The 19,383-nt window shown below is 70.2% G+C and carries 13 protein-coding genes and 1 pseudogene; 11 read left to right on the top strand and 3 right to left on the bottom strand.

Annotated features, from left to right (window positions below; genetic code table 11):
- Nucleotides 1-60: 60 nt before the first annotated feature.
- The 3 genes from ACO2SS_RS15295 to ACO2SS_RS15285 all read left to right on the top strand — a co-directional run bounded on the left by ACO2SS_RS15295 (nucleotide 61) and on the right by ACO2SS_RS15285 (nucleotide 3,843).
- Nucleotides 61-1,530, top strand: a complete 1,470-nt coding sequence (locus tag ACO2SS_RS15295; protein WP_423278537.1) for a sigma-54-dependent transcriptional regulator — start codon at nucleotides 61-63, stop codon at nucleotides 1,528-1,530.
- A gap of 84 nt (nucleotides 1,531-1,614) precedes the next feature.
- Nucleotides 1,615-3,252, top strand: a complete 1,638-nt coding sequence (locus tag ACO2SS_RS15290) for a L,D-transpeptidase family protein (RefSeq protein ID WP_423278536.1) — start codon at nucleotides 1,615-1,617, stop codon at nucleotides 3,250-3,252.
- A 306-nt stretch (nucleotides 3,253-3,558) separates the two neighbouring features.
- Nucleotides 3,559-3,843: a hypothetical protein gene (locus ACO2SS_RS15285; protein ID WP_423278535.1), complete on the top strand. Its 285-nt coding sequence runs from the start codon at nucleotides 3,559-3,561 to the stop codon at nucleotides 3,841-3,843.
- A gap of 2 nt (nucleotides 3,844-3,845) precedes the next feature.
- Here the strand turns inward: ACO2SS_RS15285 and ACO2SS_RS15280 are convergent.
- Nucleotides 3,846-4,248, bottom strand: a pseudogene (locus ACO2SS_RS15280) (polyketide cyclase).
- A 5-nt stretch (nucleotides 4,249-4,253) separates the two neighbouring features.
- On the bottom strand, nucleotides 4,254-5,135 hold the full coding sequence (mutM, locus tag ACO2SS_RS15275) for a bifunctional DNA-formamidopyrimidine glycosylase/DNA-(apurinic or apyrimidinic site) lyase (protein WP_423278533.1): 882 nt from the start codon (nucleotides 5,133-5,135) through the stop codon (nucleotides 4,254-4,256).
- 119 nt (nucleotides 5,136-5,254) lie between these two features.
- Between mutM and ubiE the strand changes: the two genes are divergently transcribed.
- Genes ubiE through ACO2SS_RS15255 form a run of 4 tightly spaced genes read left to right on the top strand, consistent with a single transcriptional unit; the run spans nucleotide 5,255 to nucleotide 9,724 of the window.
- Complete coding sequence (ubiE, locus tag ACO2SS_RS15270) at nucleotides 5,255-6,025, top strand: bifunctional demethylmenaquinone methyltransferase/2-methoxy-6-polyprenyl-1,4-benzoquinol methylase UbiE (RefSeq protein ID WP_423278532.1); 771 nt, start codon at nucleotides 5,255-5,257, stop codon at nucleotides 6,023-6,025.
- A gap of 2 nt (nucleotides 6,026-6,027) precedes the next feature.
- A complete protein-coding gene (ubiB, locus tag ACO2SS_RS15265) occupies nucleotides 6,028-7,587 on the top strand; it encodes a 2-polyprenylphenol 6-hydroxylase (protein WP_423278531.1) in 1,560 nt (519 codons plus the stop codon).
- A gap of 8 nt (nucleotides 7,588-7,595) precedes the next feature.
- A complete protein-coding gene (locus tag ACO2SS_RS15260) occupies nucleotides 7,596-8,960 on the top strand; it encodes a phosphopantothenoylcysteine decarboxylase (protein ID WP_423278530.1) in 1,365 nt (454 codons plus the stop codon).
- On the top strand, nucleotides 8,957-9,724 hold the full coding sequence (locus tag ACO2SS_RS15255; protein WP_423278529.1) for a creatininase family protein: 768 nt from the start codon (nucleotides 8,957-8,959) through the stop codon (nucleotides 9,722-9,724). Before ACO2SS_RS15260 ends, ACO2SS_RS15255 begins: the two co-directional genes overlap by 4 nt.
- 36 nt (nucleotides 9,725-9,760) lie before the next feature.
- Here ACO2SS_RS15255 and ACO2SS_RS15250 read toward each other — a convergent pair whose 3' ends face one another.
- On the bottom strand, nucleotides 9,761-10,003 hold the full coding sequence (locus ACO2SS_RS15250) for a hypothetical protein (RefSeq protein WP_423278528.1): 243 nt from the start codon (nucleotides 10,001-10,003) through the stop codon (nucleotides 9,761-9,763).
- Between the two features lie 183 nt (nucleotides 10,004-10,186).
- On the opposite strand from ACO2SS_RS15250, the gene ACO2SS_RS15245 reads away from it, so the two are divergent.
- The 4 genes from ACO2SS_RS15245 to ACO2SS_RS15230 are packed head-to-tail and all read left to right on the top strand — an operon-like array spanning nucleotide 10,187 to nucleotide 19,378.
- Entirely contained in the window at nucleotides 10,187-11,701 is a 1,515-nt protein-coding gene (locus ACO2SS_RS15245) for an efflux transporter outer membrane subunit (protein WP_423278527.1), read from the top strand.
- Nucleotides 11,698-13,134, top strand: a complete 1,437-nt coding sequence (locus ACO2SS_RS15240; protein WP_423278526.1) for an efflux RND transporter periplasmic adaptor subunit — start codon at nucleotides 11,698-11,700, stop codon at nucleotides 13,132-13,134. Before ACO2SS_RS15245 ends, ACO2SS_RS15240 begins: the two co-directional genes overlap by 4 nt.
- Complete coding sequence (locus tag ACO2SS_RS15235) at nucleotides 13,131-16,286, top strand: efflux RND transporter permease subunit (RefSeq protein ID WP_423278525.1); 3,156 nt, start codon at nucleotides 13,131-13,133, stop codon at nucleotides 16,284-16,286. The genes ACO2SS_RS15240 and ACO2SS_RS15235 overlap by 4 nt, the downstream gene beginning before the upstream one ends.
- Nucleotides 16,283-19,378 carry an efflux RND transporter permease subunit gene (locus ACO2SS_RS15230; protein ID WP_423278524.1) on the top strand — a complete coding sequence of 1,032 codons (3,096 nt, stop codon included), beginning with the start codon at nucleotides 16,283-16,285 and terminating at the stop codon, nucleotides 19,376-19,378. The genes ACO2SS_RS15235 and ACO2SS_RS15230 overlap by 4 nt, the downstream gene beginning before the upstream one ends.
- The last annotated feature ends 5 nt before the right edge of the window (nucleotides 19,379-19,383 follow it).

The following is a 19,383-nucleotide window of genomic DNA, read 5'->3' as shown; positions in this document are numbered from 1 at the left end:
CTTTACCCTTCCCACCCACGATGCGGGCGACCTAGCAGCCCAGCATCCGCACCTCGAGGCATGTCCCAGACCGTCCTGATCGTCGACGACGATCCCGTGCAGCGCCGCCTGCTGGAGGCGACCGTCCGCCGCCTCGGCTACGGCGCCCTGATCGCCGAGAACGGGGACGCGGCGCTGTCGCTCCTGCGGGCCGGCGACACCGTCGACCTCGTGATTCTCGATCTCGTGATGCCCGGGATGGACGGGTTCGGCGTGCTCGCCGCCATGCGCGAATCACGCCTGGAGCTGCCCGTCATCGTGCAGACCTCGAACGGTTCGATCGAGACCGTGGTCAACGCCATGCGGGCGGGCGCGGTCGATTTCGTCGTCAAGCCTGTCGGGGCCGAGCGCCTCGGCGTGTCCATCAAGAACGCGCTGCGGCTCGGCTCGCTTGAGGGCGAGGTGCGGCGCATGAAGCGGCGCGCCGAAGGCACCCTGTCCTTCCGCGACCTGCCCACGCGCTCGCCCGACATGACGCGCGTGCTCCGCCTCGCCGAGCGGGCGGCGAAATCGAACATTCCCGTCCTGATCGAGGGCGAATCGGGCGTCGGCAAGGAGGTGCTCGCGCGGGCGATCCAGGGCTCGGGCGACCGGAAGGGAAAGCCCTTCGTGACCGTCAATTGCGGCGCGATCCCGGAAAACCTCGTCGAATCGACCCTCTTCGGGCACGAGAAGGGCGCCTTCACGGGCGCGACGGAGCGGCACCAGGGCAAGTTCGTCGAGGCGAATGGCGGAACGCTCTTCCTGGACGAGATCGGGGAGCTGCCGCCGAGCGCGCAGGTCAAGCTGCTCCGCGCCATCCAGGAAGGTGAGGTCGACCCGGTCGGCGGCAAGCGGTCGGTCCGCGTGGACATCCGCCTGATCTCCGCCACGAACCGCTCCCTCCTCGACATGGTCAAGGAGGGCCGCTTCCGCGAGGACCTCTATTACCGCCTCAACGTCTTCCCGATGACGATCCCGCCGCTGCGCAACCGGCGGGAGGACATAGCGGAACTCGCGCGCTCGTTCCTGGCGCGGTTCTCGGCCGAGGAGGGCAAGCGCCTGCGCGGGATCTCGTCGGAGGCCCTGTCGCTCATCTCCCAGTACGATTGGCCCGGAAACGTGCGCCAGCTCGAGAACGCCATGTTCCGGGCCGTCGTCCTGGCCGACGGGGACGAGCTCACGCTGGCCGAGTTCCCCCAGATCGCCAATCTGGTCGACGGCTACGACGTCCGCATCCCGCCAGCGCCGACCCGCGAGGCCTCGGCCCCCGTGGAGAAGGAGATCGTGCGCGTCGAGATCCGCGACCCGCACTCGACGTCCCTCCTCGACGAGGTCGGCGACGTGAAGAAGCTGGAGGACGTGGAAGCGGAGGTGATCCGGTTCGCGCTCGCCCATTACCGCGGCCGGATGTCGGAAGTGTCCCGGCGGCTCGGGATCGGTCGCTCGACCCTGTACCGAAAATTGAAGGAATTCGGCCTAGACGAGGGCTTCGACGAGGAAGCAGCCTGAACCCTCGACTGTGTCCTTCGTGCGCTTGCGTACGTCGGCGGGTGGGGACAAGCAGGTTTCGGCAGGGCGTAAGGGGCGTAGGGCATGGGACGAGGGTGCGGCGCAGCTTGGTTCGTCGGGCTGTGGCTCGCAGCAGCACCGGCCTTGGCGATGGAGCCGGGGCAGGATGCGGCGCTCGGCATCCCGGTTCCCGGAGAGCCCGCCCCGTTCAGCCTTCGCGGCACGACGGAGGTGAAGGAGGCGGCGTCGGTTCTCGACCTCCCTCCGCCCGATCTCCCCGCCGTGCCTCCCGTCGCCGAGGCCCTGAAGCCGGCCGATCCCGTGCGGACGGGCAGCCTGGGCGAGCTTCTGCTCCCGACGCCGGTCGAGGTGGTGCTGACAGCCGGGGATTTCGTAAGCGGCGCGATCGAGAACCGGCTCGCGGACGACAAGGGCATCTGGCCGCGACGCCTGCCCAAGGCGGACCGGGAAGCGATCGCGGCGTTCTACGTGGCCCGGGAGCAGCGGCCGCTGTGGCTAGCTTCGACCGACTGGAATGCCGGCGCGAGCGCGGTGATCCGCCGCCTGGAACTCGCCGCGGAAGAGGGGCTCGACCCGGCCGATTACCGGCCGCTCGCTATCGGGCCCGGTGGCGAGGGACAATCGCCGGCGGAACTCGCCGAGGCGGAGCTCAAGCTGAGCGCCGCCGTCGCCCTTTATGCGCGCGACGCCCGGGGCGGGCGCCTCAACCCTGCCCGGCTATCCGGGATGCTGACCCCGACGCTGGAGCTGCCGGGCGCCGGTGAGGTCCTGGCACGGCTTGCGGCCGCCGAAGATCCCGGTGCCGCGCTCGAAGCCTACAATCCCAGCCACCCGGGCTATGTCGCGCTCAAGCGCAAGCTCGCCGAGTACCGGGCGAACCGGCCGGCCACCGCCCCGATGGTGCGCCGGAAGCGCGGCATCGAACTCACGACGCAGTCGGTCGCGATCCTGAACGACGCCCCAGTGACGCCGCCCAGGGGCGCCTACGCGAATCCGCGCCTCGAAGGCGACCTGATCGTCAACATGGAGCGTTGGCGCTGGCTCCCGAGCGAACTCGGCGAGCGCTATGTGTCGGTGAACATCCCGGAATACCGGCTTCGCCTCTTCGAGGGCGGCCATGTCGCGCACGAGACGCGCGTCATCGTCGGCAAGACCGATACGCAGACCCCGGTCTTCTCGGGTCTCATGGAATACGCCGTCGTCAACCCGTCCTGGTACGTGCCTCCTTCCATCCTGAAGAAGGAGTTCCTGCCCAAGATGGCCGAGGACCCGAACTACGCGGCCCGGCAGGGCTACCAGGTGGTCCGGCGGGGCAATTCGATCTCGATCCGGCAGCCGCCCGGCGAGCGCAATGCGCTCGGGTTCATCAAGTTCATGTTCCCCAACGGGCATGCCGTCTACCTGCACGACACGCCGAACCGGCGGCTCTTCTCCACGACGCGCCGCGCCTACAGCCACGGCTGCGTCCGGGTGGAGAACCCGTTCCTGCTGGCGGATTTCGTGCTCGGCTCCGAATGGTCCGAGCAACGGCTGAAGAAGCTCATCGGCCGCGGCGAGCGCACGATCTTCCTGCCGCAGAAGCTGCCGGTGCATCTCACCTATTTCACCCTGAGCGTGGATGCCCACGGCGAGCTGAAATCCTTCGACGACCTCTATGGGCACGACAACCGCATCCGGCGGGCGCTCGGCCTGAACGGCTGAGGCCGGACGCCCGAACCCACAAACGAAAGGGCCGCCCCGGAGGGCGGCCCTGATGTCTCGACCATCGTCTAGCCCGGCCCTCGGCCGCGTTGGCTGGGGGCTGACAAAGCACGGCAGATAGCCGGGCCGTCGAGGCAACGATCCAGTTGTGCCGCCCCCGCTTGGCGAGAGCGCGACCCCAAAGCGGCCAGAATGTGAAATCTGCCGACACGAACGTGATCGAGCGTACGCTCGCGGCCCGGAACCGTGACTGCACCAGCTTGGCTGTGCGAACTTCGCCTGGTTTCGCACGTTGCGGATGCAGGAGTGGCGACCATGCTACCAGGCGACGACACGGACGAGTTCGGGCGCGAGGAGCACGAGAAAGCTCTATCCCGGGAAGTGCGCGAACATCTGGGCCGGAAGCTCCGGTCCGAACTGCGCGTGGAGGCCGAGAAGCCGGCCTTCCTCGGCGACGACGCCGTGCCGCCGGAATTCGCCGGCCTCGTCCACCAGCTCCAACGGCGCGAGATGTCCTCGCAGAGGGGCCTCGAGGCTATCCGGAAGGAATTCGGGTTGCCGGACGAGGACGAGGGCAAGAACGAGGGCTAGCGTTAGCCGGGCATATCCTCCGCCAGCGCCTTCAGCGCCGCGAGGTCACGTTCGACCCAGGCCTTGTCCCGGGCGAAGGTCGCGTCGTCCATGTCGGGCTGGCGGAACAGCGTCAGGCTCGCGAGGCAGCCCTCGCCGTTCGCGATGATGCGCAGCGGCACGTAGACCTCGCGGCCCGCCGAGATCGACCCAATGATCCATGACGCCGAAGGCGTTGTGCGGCGTGAAGCGGATCGTGACCGGACCCTCCGGGCCGCGTGCTCTCCAGGCATCCCCGACCCGCTCGAGCCCGGCCTCGCTCAGGCCCGATGCCCACCGCGGGAAGGCTTCCGGCCTCCAGAACGCCTCGTAGACCTCCCGCCATTCGCGACCGATGGAGGTGCTGATCGTGGTCGCCTCCAACATGGGCGTCATCGCTGGCAGACGGGGCAGTGGAAGGTCGAGCGGCCGGACTGGACGATCCGTCCGACGACGCCTCGGCAGCCGGGCGTGATGCAGGGCTCGCCCTCGCGGTCGTAGACCCGGAACCGCTCCTGCATCGCCCCGGAGGTGCCGTCGACCTGCGCGTGGTCGCGCAATGTCGAGCCGCCATGGGCGACCGCCTCCTCGAGCACGGCCCTGATCGCCTCGCTCAAGGCCTGTGCCTTGGCCTTCGGGCGCCCCGTCTCGGTCACGAGGGAGCCGGCCGGGGCCTCCGGCGAGAGCCGGGCCCGGAACAGCGCCTCGCAGACGTAGATGTTGCCGAGGCCCGCCACGAGCCGCTGGTCGAGCAGCGCCGCCTTGAGGGGCGTCCGTTTTCCCCGGAACAGCTCCGCGAGCGACGCGCCGGACAGGTCCGGCCCGAGCGGCTCGATGCCCATTCCTGCGAAGGGCGGCGAGGATTCGATCGTCGCGCCGTCGTAGAGGCTCATGAAGCCGAAGCGGCGCGCATCGTTGTAGGTGACCCGGGCGCCGTCGGAGAGCTCGAAGACGACATGGTCGTGCGCCGGCGCGGGCGGCGCGTCGTAGTAGAAGGCGCCTGGTTCCTCCGCCTCGCGGCCCATCTCGACCCGGAAGCGCCCGCTCATGCCGAGATGCATCACGAGCACTTCGCCGGACGAGAGGTCGGCCAGGAGATACTTCGCCCGGCGGCGCAGCGCCTCGACGCTCGCCCCGGAGAGCCGCTCGGTGAAGCGCTCGGGAAACGGAAAGCGCAGGTCGGGCCGGCGCTGCTCGACGCGGACCAGCTTTCGGCCGACGAGGACCGGCTCGAGGCCGCGCCGGACGGTCTCGACCTCGGGAAGTTCGGGCATGATGACCCTTTGCGGAGAGCGGGCGGCATTCGCCCAAGCCGCGCGGATAACCTAAAGACCCGGCTCAGATAGCGGGCCGGGCCGGCTTTCGCTATGTGCGGTCGGAAGGTCGGACAGGCATGCAGGACGCTTTGAACGGATCGCGCGACGACGAGACCCATTTCGGCTTCGAGACGGTGCCGCTTGCCGAGAAGCAGGGGCGGGTCAACGATGTCTTCCGGTCGGTGGCGCGCCGCTACGACCTGATGAACGACCTGATGTCGGCGGGCCTGCACCGGGCCTGGAAGTCGACGCTCGTCTCCATGCTGCGGCCGCCCCGGAACCATCCCTTCCGGCACCTCGACGTCGCGGGCGGCACCGGCGACGTGGCCTTCCGGGTCGCGGCGGCCGGCGGCGAGCAGACCCGCGTCACGGTCGCGGACATCAACGCCGACATGCTGGCGGTCGGGCGCGAGCGCGCCGACAAGCGCGGGCTCGCCCGGCTGGACTTCGTGGAGGCCGACGCCCAAGCGCTGCCCTTCGGGGATCGCGAATACGACGGCTACACGATCGCCTTCGGCATCCGGAACGTGCCGCGCATCGAGCTCGCCCTCAAGGAGGCGCACCGGGTGCTGAAGCCCGGCAGCCGGTTCCTGTGCCTCGAATTCTCGAAGGTCGACGTGCCCGGGCTCGATCGCATCTACGAAGCCTATTCGTTCAACGTGATCCCGAGGATCGGCGAGCTCGTCGCGAAGGATCGCGAGTCCTACCAGTACCTCGTCGAGTCGATCCGCCGCTTTCCGGCCCCGGGCACCTTCGCCCGCATGATCGAGGAGGCAGGTTTCCGCCGCGTGAGCCACCGGCCGCTGTCGGGCGGCATCGTGGCCATCCATTCGGGCTGGAAATATTGAGCGTGATCGGCGCCGTCGCGCATCTCGCCCGCAACCTTCACGCCGGCTACGTGCTGGCGCGCGAGGGGGCGCTCTCGCTGATCGATGCCAGCGTGCTGCCGCCCGGCGCGAGGCTCGGCCTCGGCCTCGCGCGGCTCATCGAGAAGCAGCGCGCCGGCGGAGGCGCGGCCCGCCTCTCCTCGGCCCTCACCCGGCTCGGCCCCTCCTATGTGAAGTTCGGCCAGTTCCTGGCGACCCGGCCCGACATCGTGGGCGTGGAGGTCGCGCGCGATCTCGAGAGCCTGCAGGACCGCATGCCGCCCTTCCCGAAGGCGGAGGCGGTCGCCACCATCGAGGCCGCGATCGGACGGCCCGTCTCGGACATCTTCGTCAGCCTGAGCGAGCCTGTCGCGGCAGCCTCCATCGCGCAGGTCCACCGGGCGGTGCTGAGCGACGGGCGGACGGTCGCCGTGAAGGTCGTGCGGCCCGGCGTGCGAGAGCAGTTCCACAAGGACCTGCAGGCGATGCGCTTCGCGGCCCGTCTCGCCGAGCGGACCCTGCCCGAGGCGCGCCGCCTCCGGCCTCAGGACATCGTCGAGACCCTGGCGCGCTCGGTCGCGGTCGAGATCGACCTCCGGCTGGAGGCGGCGGCCCTGTCCGAGCTCGCCGACAACACCGGAGCGGATCCGGGGTTCAGGGTGCCGCGCCCCGATTGGGACCTGACGCAGCGCGACGTCCTCACGACGGAGTGGATCGACGGCATCCCGCTGCACCGGCTCGATCTCATCGACGCGGCCGGCCACGATCGGCCCGCGCTCGCCCGCACGGTCATCCAGTCCTTCCTGCGCCAGGCCATCCGGGACGGCTTCTTCCACGCCGACATGCATCCCGGGAACCTGATGGTGGACGGGGAGGGCCGGCTCGTCGCGGTCGATACCGGCATCATGGGGCGGCTCGGCCTCAAGGAGCGGCGCTTCCTGGCCGAGATCCTGCTCGGCTTCATCCGGCGCGACTACCGCCGTGTCGCCCAGGTGCATTTCGATGCCGGCTACGTGCCGGCGCATCACTCGGTCGAGGATTTCGCGCAGGCGATCCGGGCCATCGGCGAGCCGATCCACAACCGGCGCGCCAGCGAGATCTCGATGGCGCGCCTCCTGACGCTGCTGTTCGAGATCACGTCGCTCTTCGACATGGCGACGCGGCCGGAACTCGTGATGCTGCAGAAGACCATGGTGGTGGTCGAGGGCGTCGCGCGCGGGCTCGATCCGCATCTCAACATCTGGGCGACCTCCGAGCCGGTCGTGCGCGACTGGATCGAGCGCAATCTCGGGCCGATCGGCCGGGTGGAGGAGGCGGGCCGCGGCCTCGCCACGCTCGCCAAGGTCGTGTCCGATCTTCCCGAGATGGCGCAGCGCACGGAGCGGCTCCTCGCCAAGCTCGAACGGGTGGCGGACCAGGGCCTCGGCCTCTCGCCCGTCCAGGTCACCACGATCGGGCAGCGCCCGACGCGCAACCTGAGCTTCATCGCCCTCGGCATATGGGTGGTGGTGGTGATCCTCCTCTTCGGCCTCGCGGCCCTATAGGTGTTCCGATGCAAGGCCGGCGCATCCTCCTCGTCATCGGCGGCGGCATAGCGGCCTACAAGTCGCTAGACCTGATCCGCCGCCTGCGCGAGCGCGGCGCCTCCGTCCGCTGCATCCTCACGGCGGGTGCGCAGCAATTCGTGACGCCGCTCGCCGCCGCCGCACTCTCCGGGCAGCGCGCGCATACCCATCTCTTCGATCGCGAGGACGAGGCGGATATCGGCCACATCAAGCTCGCCCGCGATGCGGACGCGATCGTGGTGGCGCCGGCCACCGCGAACCTGATGAACAAGATGGCGAACGGCGCGGCCGACGACCTCGCCTCGACGGTGCTCCTCGCCACGACCCTGCCGGTCCTGGTCGCGCCCGCTATGAACGTCCGCATGTGGCTGCACCCAGCGACCCAGCGGAACCTCGCGACGCTGCAGGGCGACGGCATCCATGTGGTCGGCCCGAACGAGGGCGCCATGGCGGAGGCGGAGTTCGGCCCGGGCCGGATGGCGGAGCCGACCGAGATCGCGGACGCGGTGGAGCGGGTGCTGGCGGAGTGCCCTCCCCCTGGTGGGGAGGGCCGAGTCGCGCCGGAGGCGCGATCCGGGGTGGGGGGCGGGCCGGACGAGACGCCGCCCCCGAGCCATACTCCTCCCGCCCCCCACCCCGGCCTTCGCTTCGCTTCGGCTCGACCCTCCCCACAAGGGGGAGGGCCAGCTCCGCTCGCGGGCCTTCGCGTCCTCGTCACGTCCGGGCCGACGCACGAGCCGATCGACCCGGTCCGCTACATCGCCAATCGCTCCTCCGGCCGGCAGGGCCACGCCATTGCGGCCGCCGCAGCGGCGGCGGGAGCGGATGTCACGCTCGTCTCCGGTCCGGTCTCGCTGCCGGACCCGGCGGGCGTCAGGACGGTGCATGTCGAGACCGCACGCGACATGCTCGCCGCCGTCGAGGCTGGGCTGCCGGCGGATATCGCGGTCTTCGCGGCGGCCGTCGCGGATTGGCGCACCGCCAGCGAGGCCGGCCAGAAGCTCAAGAAGGACGGCAACGCCCCGCCGCCCCTGCAACTCGCCCTGAACCCGGACATCCTGGCCACGATCGCCCATCGGACGGAGGGGCGGCCGCCCCTCGTGGTGGGCTTTGCGGCCGAGACGGAGAAGGTGGTCGAGCATGCCCGGCAGAAGCTCGCCCGAAAGGGCTGCGACCTGATCGTCGCGAACGACGTCTCGCCCGCGACCGGCGTGATGGGCGGCGAGCGCAACACGGTCCACCTGGTCACGGCCACGGAGGTCGAGACCTGGCCGACGATGGGCAAGGACGAGGTCGCCCGCAAGCTCGTCGGCCGGCTGGGCGAGATCGCGAGGGAGAAGGCGAGGTCATGACGAATTCGGTCCTGTGGCGCGAGCTCACGGCGGCGCAGCTTCGCGACGGGCCCGCCGCCGGCGCGCTCGTGCTCCTGCCGGTCGCCTCGACCGAGCAGCACGGCCCGCACCTCGCGACGGGCGTGGATGACGTCCTGTGCTCCGAAATCTGCCGGCGGGTGGCCGAAGCCCTGGTCTCCGCCGGGAAGCCGAGCGTCGTCGCGCCGACGCTCTGGTGCGGGCTCGCCGAGCACCACGTCGCCTTCGGGGGCAGCTTCACGCTGACGCTCCCGACCTACCACGCCCTGCTGCGCGACCTGTGCCGCTCCATCCTGCGGGCCGGCTTCCGCTACATCCTCATCGTCAACGGCCATGGCGGCAACATGAGCGCGCTCGCGGCGCTCACCGTGGACCTGACGCGCGAACTCGATGCCCCGATCGCGACGACGACCTATTTCCTCGCGGCGCAGGAAGAGTTCGCCTCCATCCTCGAGGACCAGCGCTCGGTGCTGCATGCCTGCGAGGCGGAGACCTCCATGATGATGGTGGTCCGGCCCGACCTGGTGGATTCCGCGCGCCTGCCGGATGCCTTCGGTCAGGGTGCGGATAGCCCGAGCGCGATCCTGTCGCCGACCCTGAACCGCTGGCGCTCCTTCCGCGACCTGTCGGAGACCGGGGTCCTCGGCGATGCGCGCCGCGCTTCGGCCGAGAAGGGCGAGCGCCTCATCGAGGCCGTGGTGAATGGGATGGCCCGGCGGTTGCTCGCCGGGGAGCCCTGGGCGTAGAGGCAGGCCCCCCGCAACGGCGCTCCCTGCAGCCCTCTACCAGCGGCTGGACTGGGAGCTCTGGTTGTAGAGGCGGCAATAGCTGCCGAGGTCCTCGAACCCGGCCGGGCAATAGGGCATGCAGGCGCCGGCCGCGAATTTGAGCGGCGGCTGGCAGAAGGTGCGGAGCTGCCGCTCCTGGAAAAGATAGTCCTTCGCCGGGTCGGCCTGGGCCGGTGCCGCGAGCGGGATGGCGGCCAGGCATAGAAGCAGGCCGGAAGCGACAATACGCGCAGACATGGTCCGTTTTTCCTCTTCGCCTCAGCAACTCACAGGGGGCAACTCGGTTGCGGGCCTCGCTTGCCGAGGGTGACGCGGCCGCATTAAATCTTGTTCATCTAAGGGGTTGCGGCTTCTCAGCTACCTCGACCCTCCTTAAGGTCCCGCGGCGACCCTCCAGGCTGGCAAACCTTGGGCGCAACGATGTTCCGCGCCCAGATCCAGATGTCATCCTTTCCCGCCAAGGACGTCCAGCGCCGCCGCCGTGCCTGGCGGCGTCTCTGTGCGTCCGGAGGTGCGGTCCTGCTTCTCGCCGGCTGCCAGACGGCGGCGCCCGACACGGCGCTTCCGATCCCGGTCGCCTTCAAGGCGGCCCCCAGCGGGGAGACGCCGCCGGTCTCTCCGCTGTGGTTTCGCGGCTTCGGCTCGGCGGAGCTCGACCGGCTTGTGGGCGCCGCGCTCGAGCAGAACCTCGACATCGAGGCCGCCATCCAGCGTATCAACCAGGCGGAGGCGCAGGCCGTCGTCGCGGGCGCACCGCTCTTCCCGAACCTGGGCGCCTCGGCGGACGCCTCGCGGCAGCAATCCTCCGGAACGGGGCGCGCGGGGGTCGGCGGAAGCGGGTCGCCGTTCCGCTCCAATTCCTTCAGCCTCGGGCTGAACGCCTCCTACGAGGTCGATCTGTTCGGCCGCAACCGCTACGCCGCGCGCGCCGCGGAGACGACCGCGATCGCGACCCGCTTCGACCGTGACGTGGTCGCCCTCGCCACGGCGGCCTCCGTCGCGAACACCTATTTCGCCGTCCTCGCCTCCCAGGATCGCCTGCGGATCGCGCAGGACAACCTCCGCATCGCCGAGCGGGTGCTCGAGGCCGTGCGGGGCCGCCTCAATGTCGGCACCGGGACGGCGCTGGACCTCGCCCAGCAGGAGAGCGTCGTCGCCACCCAGCGCGCCACGGTGCCGCCCCTGAGGCAGGAGCTGCAGCAGAACCGGAACGCGCTCGCCGTGCTGGTCGGCCGCACGCCCGAGAGCATGAGCGTCGCGGGCGGCAGCCTCGACCGGCTTCGCCTGCCCGGCGTGCGGGCCGGCCTTCCCTCGCAGCTTCTCCTTCGGCGGCCCGATATCGCCCGGGACGAGGCGAACCTCGCGGCCGCGGCCGCGAATGTCGCGTCTGCCCGCGCCGCCTTCTTCCCGTCCATCCAGCTCACGGCCAGCGGAGGCTTCCAGAGCGCGGCCCTGCGCTCGCTGCTCGGCGGCAACTCGCTCGTCTATTCCGTCGCGGCCGGCCTGACGCAGCCGATCTTCGACGGGTTCAACCTGCAGGGCCAGCTCGCCCTCCAGCAGGGGCGCGCGGCGGAACTCGCGGCCGCCTACAAGCGCACCATCCTGCAATCCTTCCTGGACGTCGAGAACGCCCTGGTGGCCGTGCGCGAGACGGCCGAGTTCGAGCGGCGGCAACGTGAGGCGGTTGCGGCATCGCGCCGGGCGCTCGACATAACGGAACAGCTTCTCCGCCAGGGCACGATCGACATCGTGACGCTCTTCAACGTCCAGACGACACTCTTCGGGAACCAGGATGCGCTGGCCCGCGTGCGGCTGCAGCGCTTCCAGGCGCTCGTCTCCCTGTACCAGGCGCTTGGCGGCGGCTGGACGGCGGAGCGGGCGGTGGCGGTCGCGGCGGTCGCGGATGCGCCGTTCAGCTGGAAGTCCGTCCCGTGAAGCGGCTTTTCTCGGCCCTCCTGATCCTCGCCGTCATCGCGGCCGGCGCTGCCTATGTCTGGCGCAAGGAGCTCGGCCTGTTCGGTCCCGGCCAGCAGGTCGCCGGGCCGGGCCGCGCGCCGTCCGGCGGCGGCCGGCGGGCCGCGATGCGCGGCGGCGAGGGGCCGGTTTCGGTCCTGGCCGAGGCCGCCCGGGTGGCGGACGTGCCGGTCATCCTCGAAGCTGTCGGGACCGCGCAGGCCCTGAACACCGTCACGGTCCGGTCCCAGGTGGATGGCCGCCTGATGGAGCTCGCCTTCCGGGAGGGCGAGGACGTGAAGAAGGGCGATCTCCTCGCCCGCATCGACCCCACGATCTACCAGGCGCAGTACGACCAGGCCGTCGCCAAGAAGGCGCAGGACGAGGCGAACCTCGCCAATGCCCGGATCGACCTCGAGCGCTACGCCAGCCTCGCCAAGACGAATTACGGCTCGAAGCAGCAGGCCGACACGCAGCGCGCGCTCGTCGCCCAGCTCGAGGCCCAGGTAAAGGCCGACCAGGGCGCGATCGACAATGCCCGCGCCTATCTGGACTACACGACCATCACGGCGCCGATCGACGGCCGCACCGGCATCCGCCTCGTCGACCAGGGCAATCTCGTCCGGGCTTCCGACACGACCGGCCTCGTCGTGATCACGCAGCTCAAGCCGATCTCGGTGGTGTTCAACCTGCCGCAGCAGAACCTGCGGGCCGTGAACGCCGCCGCCCAGCGCGGCCCGCTCTCGGTCGAGGCGTTGGAATCGGACAACCAGACCGTGATCGACACGGGGCGTCTCGAGGTGGTGGACAACCAGGTCGACCAGACGACCGGGACCGTGAAGCTGAAGGCCAGCTTCCCGAATGCCAGCCTGCAGCTCTGGCCCGGCAGCTTCGTGAACGTGCGGCTCACCGTCGACGTGACCAAGGGCGCGACGGTCGTGCCGACGGCCGCGGTCCAGCGCGGGCCGAACGGCACGTTCGTCTACGGCCTCGACGAGGACAGGGCGGTGCTCAAGCCGGTCACGATAGGCCGGCAGACCGAGACGGTGTCGGTCGTTACCTCCGGCCTTTCGGCCGGGGAGCGGGTCATCACGACGGGCTTTGCCCGGCTCACCGACGGCGACCGGGTCCGCGTGGCCGAGCCCGAGCCGGGTGCCGCGACGGCTCCCACGGTGCCGGCGACGCGGCGCCAGCGCCCGGACGGTGAGGCCGGGACCCCGCCGCGCGAGCGGCGCAGGCGACCCGATGCCCAGACAGGTTCGACGGAGCCGGCCCCGACCGGCGGCCCCGGGCAAGGCGGCGCTCCCGCCGTGGCGGCGGATGGATCGCAGCCCCGCGGCGACGGCCAGCGGGGGTGGCGGCAGGGGGAGGGCCGGCAGGGCGAGCGGCAGGATACGAGGCCCGCCTCGCCGTGAGCGTCTCGTCGCCGTTCATCCGCCGGCCGATCGCGACCACCCTCCTCGCCTTCGCGGTCCTGCTCTGCGGTGTGCTCGGCTTCCTGAAGCTTCCGGTCTCCTCGCTGCCGCAGGTCGATTTTCCGACCATCCAGATCACGACGCGGCTGCCGGGCGCGAACCCCGACACGATCGCGTCCCTCGTCACGGCACCGCTCGAGCGACAGTTCGGGCAGATTCCCGCCCTTGCGGGCATGTCCTCGAACTCGTCCTTCGGGCTGTCGCAGATCACGCTGCAGTTCCAGCTCGACCGCGACATCGACGGCGCCGCCCAGGACGTGCAATCGGCCATCAACGCGGCGGGCTCGACGCTGCCGCGCAACCTTCCCTTCCCGCCGACCTACGCCAAGGTGAACCCGGCCGACGTGCCGGTGGTCACGCTCGCCCTGTCCTCCCGCACCGTCCCGCTGCGGACGCTCTCCGATCTCGCCGATACGCTGATCGCGCAGCGGCTGGCCGAGGTGTCCGGGGTCGGCAGCGTCTCGATCCAGGGTGGCGTGCGCCCGGCCGTCCGCATCCAGGCCGACCTCGCCCGGCTCGCCTCCTACAAGCTGAGCCTGGAGGACCTGCGCCTCGCGATCGTGGGCGCCAACGTCGCGGGCCCGAAGGGCGCGCTCGACGGCAAGCAGCAATCCTACACGGTGGCCGCGAACGACCAGATCGAGACGGCCGCGCAGTACCGCGACATCGTGATCGCCTACCGCACGGGCGCGCCGGTCCTCCTTCGGGACGTGGCCGAGATCGTGGACGGGCTGGAGGATTCGCGGGTCGGCGGCTGGTACAACGGCGAGACGGCCGTGATCCTGGACGTGCAGCGCCAGCCGGGCGCCAATGTCGTCCAGACGGTCGACCGCATCCGGCACGAGCTGACCCGCCTCGGGCGGGCCATGCCGGCCGGCGTCGACCTCCGCATCGTCCAGGACAGGACGGACACGATCCGCGCCTCCATCTGGGACGTGCAGCTGACCCTGATCATCTCGGCGATCCTGGTCGTCCTGGTGGTCCTCCTGTTCCTGCGCAACGCGCGGGCGACGATCATCGCGGCCATCACCCTGCCGCTCTCGATCATCGGCACTTTCGCCGTGATGTGGCTCGTCGGGTTCAGCCTCGACAACCTGTCCCTCATGGCCCTGACGATCGGGACCGGCTTCGTGGTCGACGATGCGATCGTGATGATCGAGAACATCGTGCGCAAGATCGAGGATGGCGAGCGGCCCTTCGAAGCGGCCCTGGAGGGCGCGCGCGAGATCGGCTTCACGGTCATCTCTCTCACGGTCTCGCTGATCGCCGTCTTCATCCCGCTCCTGTTCATGACCGGTCTCGTCGGCCGAATGTTCCGGGAATTCGCCCTGACGCTCACGATCAACGTGGTCGTGTCGGCGATCGTGTCGCTGACGCTCACGCCGATGCTCTGCGCGAAGATCCTGCGCCACGTTCCGCCGGGCGAGAGCCGCTGGCAGCGGATCGCCGAGGCGCCGGTCGCCTGGATGGCGCGCGGCTACGACGTCACGCTCGGCTGGGCACTCCGCCACCGCGCCTTGATGCTGCTGATCACCTTCGGCACGCTCGGGCTGACGGGCTGGCTCTATCTCGCCATCCCCAAGGGCCTGCTGCCGCTGCAGGACACCAGCCTGATCGTCGCGGTGCTCGAGACGGAGCCGGATTCCTCCTTCCAGGAGGTCTCGCGGATCCAGGCGCAGGTCGTCCGGATCATCCGCCAGGACGCCGACGTCACCGGCGTGGTCTCCTCCGTGGGCGTCGGGCCCCTGAACCCGACCCCGAACGTGGCGCGGCTCTCGATCAGCCTGAAGCCGCGCGACGACCGCTCCGCCTCCGCGGCCGAGATCGGCGATCGCCTGAAGGCGGAGGCCGCCGCCGTGCCGGGCGCGACGCTCTTCGTCCAGCCCGTGCAGGACATCCAGATCGCGACCCGCCAGAGCCGGTCGCAATACCAGTACACGCTGGCCGGGTCGGACGCGCAGGAGGTCTCGCTCTGGGCCCGCCAGATCGCCGAGCGCCTCGCGCAGGACCCGGCCTTGCGGAACGTCGCCTTCGAGAACCAGGACGGCGGCCTGCGCGCCCTGATCACGGTGGACCGCGAGATGGCCGGCCGGCTCGGCGTCTCCATGCAGACCGTGAACGACACGCTGAACAGCGCCTTCGGCCAGCGCCAGATCTCGACCATCTACGGCCAGGCGAATCAGTTCCGCGTGATCCTGGAGGCCGCGCCCGCCTACCAGACGAGCCCGGATGCGCTCTCCAAGCTCTACGTGCCGGGGACGGGCGGGGCGCAGGTGCCGCTCTCGGCCTTCTCGCGCATGGAGCGCACCACCGCGCCCCTCTCGGTAGCGCACCAGGAGCAGTTCCCGGCCGCCACGATCTCCTTCGACGTCGCGCGCGGGGCAGCGCTCAGCGCGGCGATCGACGGCGTCTCGCGCGCCGAGGCGGACGTGGACCTGCCGAGCTCGGTGGTGTCCACCTTCACGGGCGACGCCGCCGAGTTCCGCCGCTCGCTCGACGGGCAACCCTGGCTGATCCTGGCCGCCGCGGTGACGATCTACATCGTGCTCGGGATCCTCTACGAGAGCTTCATCCACCCCCTCACGATCCTGTCGACCCTGCCATCGGCGGGCGTCGGTGCCCTGCTCGCCCTGATGCTGTTCCGCCTCGACCTGTCGGTCGTGGCGCTGATCGGCATCATCCTGCTCATGGGCATCGTGAAGAAGAACGCGATCATGATGATCGACTTCGCGCTCGCGGCCGAGCGCGAGCAGGGCCTCGGCGCCACGGAGGCGATCATCCAGGCCTGCCGGCTCCGTTTCCGGCCCATCATGATGACGACGCTCGCCGCCCTCTTCGGCGCGCTGCCGCTCGCGCTCGCGCACGGGGCCGGGGCGGAACTGCGCATCCCGCTCGGGATCACGATCATCGGCGGGCTGCTGCTCAGCCAGCTCATCACGCTCTACACGACGCCGGTGATCTATCTCGGCCTGGAAGGCCTCCGGCAGCGGCTCGTGGCCGCGCCCGAGAACCAGCCCGCGGCGGCGCTGGAGCCCGAACTGCCGCTTCCCCAGCCCAAGGCTCCCACGCCCCTGAAGGAGGCGGCGGAGTGAATCTCTCCGAACCCTTCATCCGCCGGCCGGTCGCCACGACGCTGATCTCGATCGCGCTGCTGCTCGTCGGCTTCGTGGCCTACCGCCTCCTTCCCGTCGCCTCCATGCCGACGGTGGATTTCCCGACGATCCGGGTGATGGCGAGCCGTCCCGGAGCGGATCCCGCCACCATGGCGTCGACCGTCGCGGCCCCGCTGGAGCGGCGGCTCGGCGCGATCGCGGGCGTAACGGAGATCACCTCCCAGTCTTCGCTCGGGTCGAGCTCGATCTCGATCCAGTTCGACCTGTCGCGGAACTCCGACAGCGCGGCGCGGGACGTCCAGGCGGCCCTCAATGCGGCCGCGACGGACCTTCCGAGCGACCTGCCGACGCTTCCGACCTTTCGCAAGTCGAATCCGGGCGCCTTCCCGGTCCTGATCCTGGCCCTGACCTCGAAGACGCTCGGCGGGCCGGCGATCTACGACGTCGCCGACACGGTGATCGCCCAGCGCATCGCGCAGGTGGAAGGCGTCGCGGAGGTGAATGTCAGCGGCGCCGAGCAGCCGGCCATCCGGGTCCGGATCGATCCGCAGCGCCTGGCCGCCATGGGGCTCTCGCTCGAGGCGGTGCGCAGCGCCGTCGCGGCCGCGAACACGCAATCACCGCTCGGGGCCTTCAACGGGAACGACCAGGGCATCACGATCGAGACCAACGGGCAGCTCTCGACGCCGGAGGAGTACCGGCGGATCGTCGTCCGCAGCCAGAACGGCACGATCGTGCGGCTGGGCGACATCGCGGTCGTCGAGCGCGGGACCCGCAACACGCGGGCGGCGGGCTCCTATAACGGCCTGCCCGCCGTCACGCTGCAGATCACCAAGCAGCCGGACGCGAACGTGGTCGAGACCGTCGATCGCGTGAAGGAGATCCTGCCCGAGTTGCGGCGCTGGGTGCCGGCCGCGATCGACATCCAGGTGATGAGCGACCGGACGGCAACCATCCGGTCCTCCCTCGCCGACATGCAGGTGACCCTGTTCGAGACGATCCTGCTCGTCATGCTGGTGGTCTTCGTCTTCCTCCGCCGGGCGACGCCGACGCTCGCCGCAGGCGTGACCGTGCCCCTGTCCCTGGCCGGCACCTTCGCGCTGATGTGGGCCTGCGGCTTCACCCTGGACAACCTGTCCCTGATGGCCATCGCGATCTCGATCGGCTTCGTGGTCGACGACGCCATCGTGATGATCGAGAGCGTGCAGCGGAACGTCGAGGCCGGCATGAGCCGCATCGATGCGGCGATCGCGGGCGCCCGGCAGATCGGCTTCACGGTGCTGTCGATCTCGCTCTCGCTGCTGGCCGCCTTCATCCCGCTCTTCTTTATGCCCGGGATCATCGGCCGCTTCTTCCGCGAATTCTCCATGACGCTCGCCTTCGCGGTCGTGATCTCGACGATCGTGTCGCTCACCATCGCGCCGACCATCGTGGCCCGCATGCCGCAGCGCCAGGGCCGCCCGACGCGCTTCGACCGCATCGTCGAGGGAGTGCTCGGGGCGCTCACGCGCGGCTACGCGGCGACGCTCGGCGGGGCGCTTCGCCACCGCTGGCTCATGCTGCTGCTGACCCTCGCAACCGTGGCCTTCACGGTGCAGATGTTCCGCGCCATCCCGAAGGGCTATTTTCCGCAGGACGATACCGGCCTCGTGGTCGGCTTCACCGAGGCCGCGCCGGACATCTCCTTCCCGGCGATCGCCGAGCTGCAGGAGCGGGTGGCGCGGATCATCCGCGAGGACCGTGCGGTCGTCGGTGTGTCCTCGTCGGTCGGGTCCTCCGGCTTCGGCGTTGCCTCCGTCAACCAGGGTCGGCTCTTCATCAGCCTCAAGACGGGCGAAGGGCGCGAGCCGTCGATGGTGGTCATCCAGCGGCTGCGGCGGCAGCTCGCCGAGGTGGCCGGCATCCGCACCTTCATGTTCCTGGCGCAGGACATGCGGGCGGGTGCGCGGGGCGGGCGGGGCACCTACCAGTTCACGCTCTGGAGCCCCGAGCTCTCCGACCTCGAGACCTGGATGCCCCGGGTGCTCGCGAAGTTGCGCACGCTGCCCGGCCTGCAGGACGTCTCGACCGACCGCGAGCAGGGCGGCCTGGAGGCGAAGGTCGAGGTCGACCGTACGGCCGCCTCGCGGCTCGGCGTGCGAATGCAGGACGTCGACGATGCGTTGAACAACGCTTTCTCGCAGCGGCAGATCTCGACGATCTACACCCAGCGGAACCAGTACCGCGTGGTGCTCGACGTCGCCCCGACGGACCGGGATGATCCGGAGGACCTGACGCGCATCTATGTCCCGGCCTCCGGCGGAACCCAGGTTCCCCTCTCGGCCATCGCCCGGGTGACGCGCGGGACATCGCCCCTCGTCGTCAACCACCAGGGCCAGTTCCCCTCGGTGACGATCAGCTACAACCTCGCCCCCGGAATCGGCATCGGCGAGGGCACGGCCGCCATCATGGAGGCCGTGAACGAGCTGCGCCTGCCGGACACGCTCCGGGCGGATTTCGCGGGCGATGCCAAGGACTTCGCGCAGGGCTCGGGCAGCACCGGAATGCTGATCCTCGCGGCGCTGCTCGCCGTCTACATCATCCTCGGCATCCTCTACGAAAGCCTCGTCCACCCGATCACGATCATCTCGACCCTGCCCTCCGCGGGCCTGGGCGCCCTGATCGCGCTCGATCTCGTCGGCTACGACCTGTCCATCATCGCCCTGATCGGGCTCGTGCTCCTCATCGGGCTCGTGAAGAAGAACGGCATCATGCTGGTCGATTACGCCCTCGAGGCGGAGGCGCGGGGGCTCCCCCCGGAGCAGGCTGCCGTCCAGGCCGCGGTCGAGCGGTTCCGGCCGATTCTGATGACGACCCTGGCCGCGCTTCTCGGCGCCGTCCCGCTCGCGATCGCGACCGGCGTCGGGGCGGAGATCCGCAAGCCGCTCGGCGTGACGATCATCGGAGGGCTCGTCGTGTCCCAGCTCCTGACGCTCTACACGACGCCTGCGATCTACCTCCTGCTCAGCCGCTGGCACCGGGTGAGCGCCTCGCCGCGTCGGCCTGCCCTGGAAGCCCAGGCCACGGGCTGAGTGCG

It is taken from the genome of Enterovirga sp. CN4-39 (assembly GCF_049446235.1).
Classification (GTDB): Bacteria; Pseudomonadota; Alphaproteobacteria; order Rhizobiales; family Beijerinckiaceae; genus Enterovirga.
Note: the sequence above shows the minus strand (reverse complement) of the source record. Positions and strands in the feature narration are given on the sequence as shown.

Coding starts and splice junctions, on each gene's coding strand:
- ACO2SS_RS15295 (WP_423278537.1), top strand. CDS start 61: ATGTCCCAGACCGTCCTGATCGTCGACGACGATCCCGTGCAGCGCCGC.
- ACO2SS_RS15290 (WP_423278536.1), top strand. CDS start 1,615: ATGGGACGAGGGTGCGGCGCAGCTTGGTTCGTCGGGCTGTGGCTCGCA.
- mutM (WP_423278533.1), bottom strand. CDS start 5,135: ATGCCCGAACTTCCCGAGGTCGAGACCGTCCGGCGCGGCCTCGAGCCG.
- ubiE (WP_423278532.1), top strand. CDS start 5,255: ATGCAGGACGCTTTGAACGGATCGCGCGACGACGAGACCCATTTCGGC.
- ACO2SS_RS15260 (WP_423278530.1), top strand. CDS start 7,596: ATGCAAGGCCGGCGCATCCTCCTCGTCATCGGCGGCGGCATAGCGGCC.
- ACO2SS_RS15255 (WP_423278529.1), top strand. CDS start 8,957: ATGACGAATTCGGTCCTGTGGCGCGAGCTCACGGCGGCGCAGCTTCGC.
- ACO2SS_RS15250 (WP_423278528.1), bottom strand. CDS start 10,003: ATGTCTGCGCGTATTGTCGCTTCCGGCCTGCTTCTATGCCTGGCCGCC.
- ACO2SS_RS15245 (WP_423278527.1), top strand. CDS start 10,187: ATGTTCCGCGCCCAGATCCAGATGTCATCCTTTCCCGCCAAGGACGTC.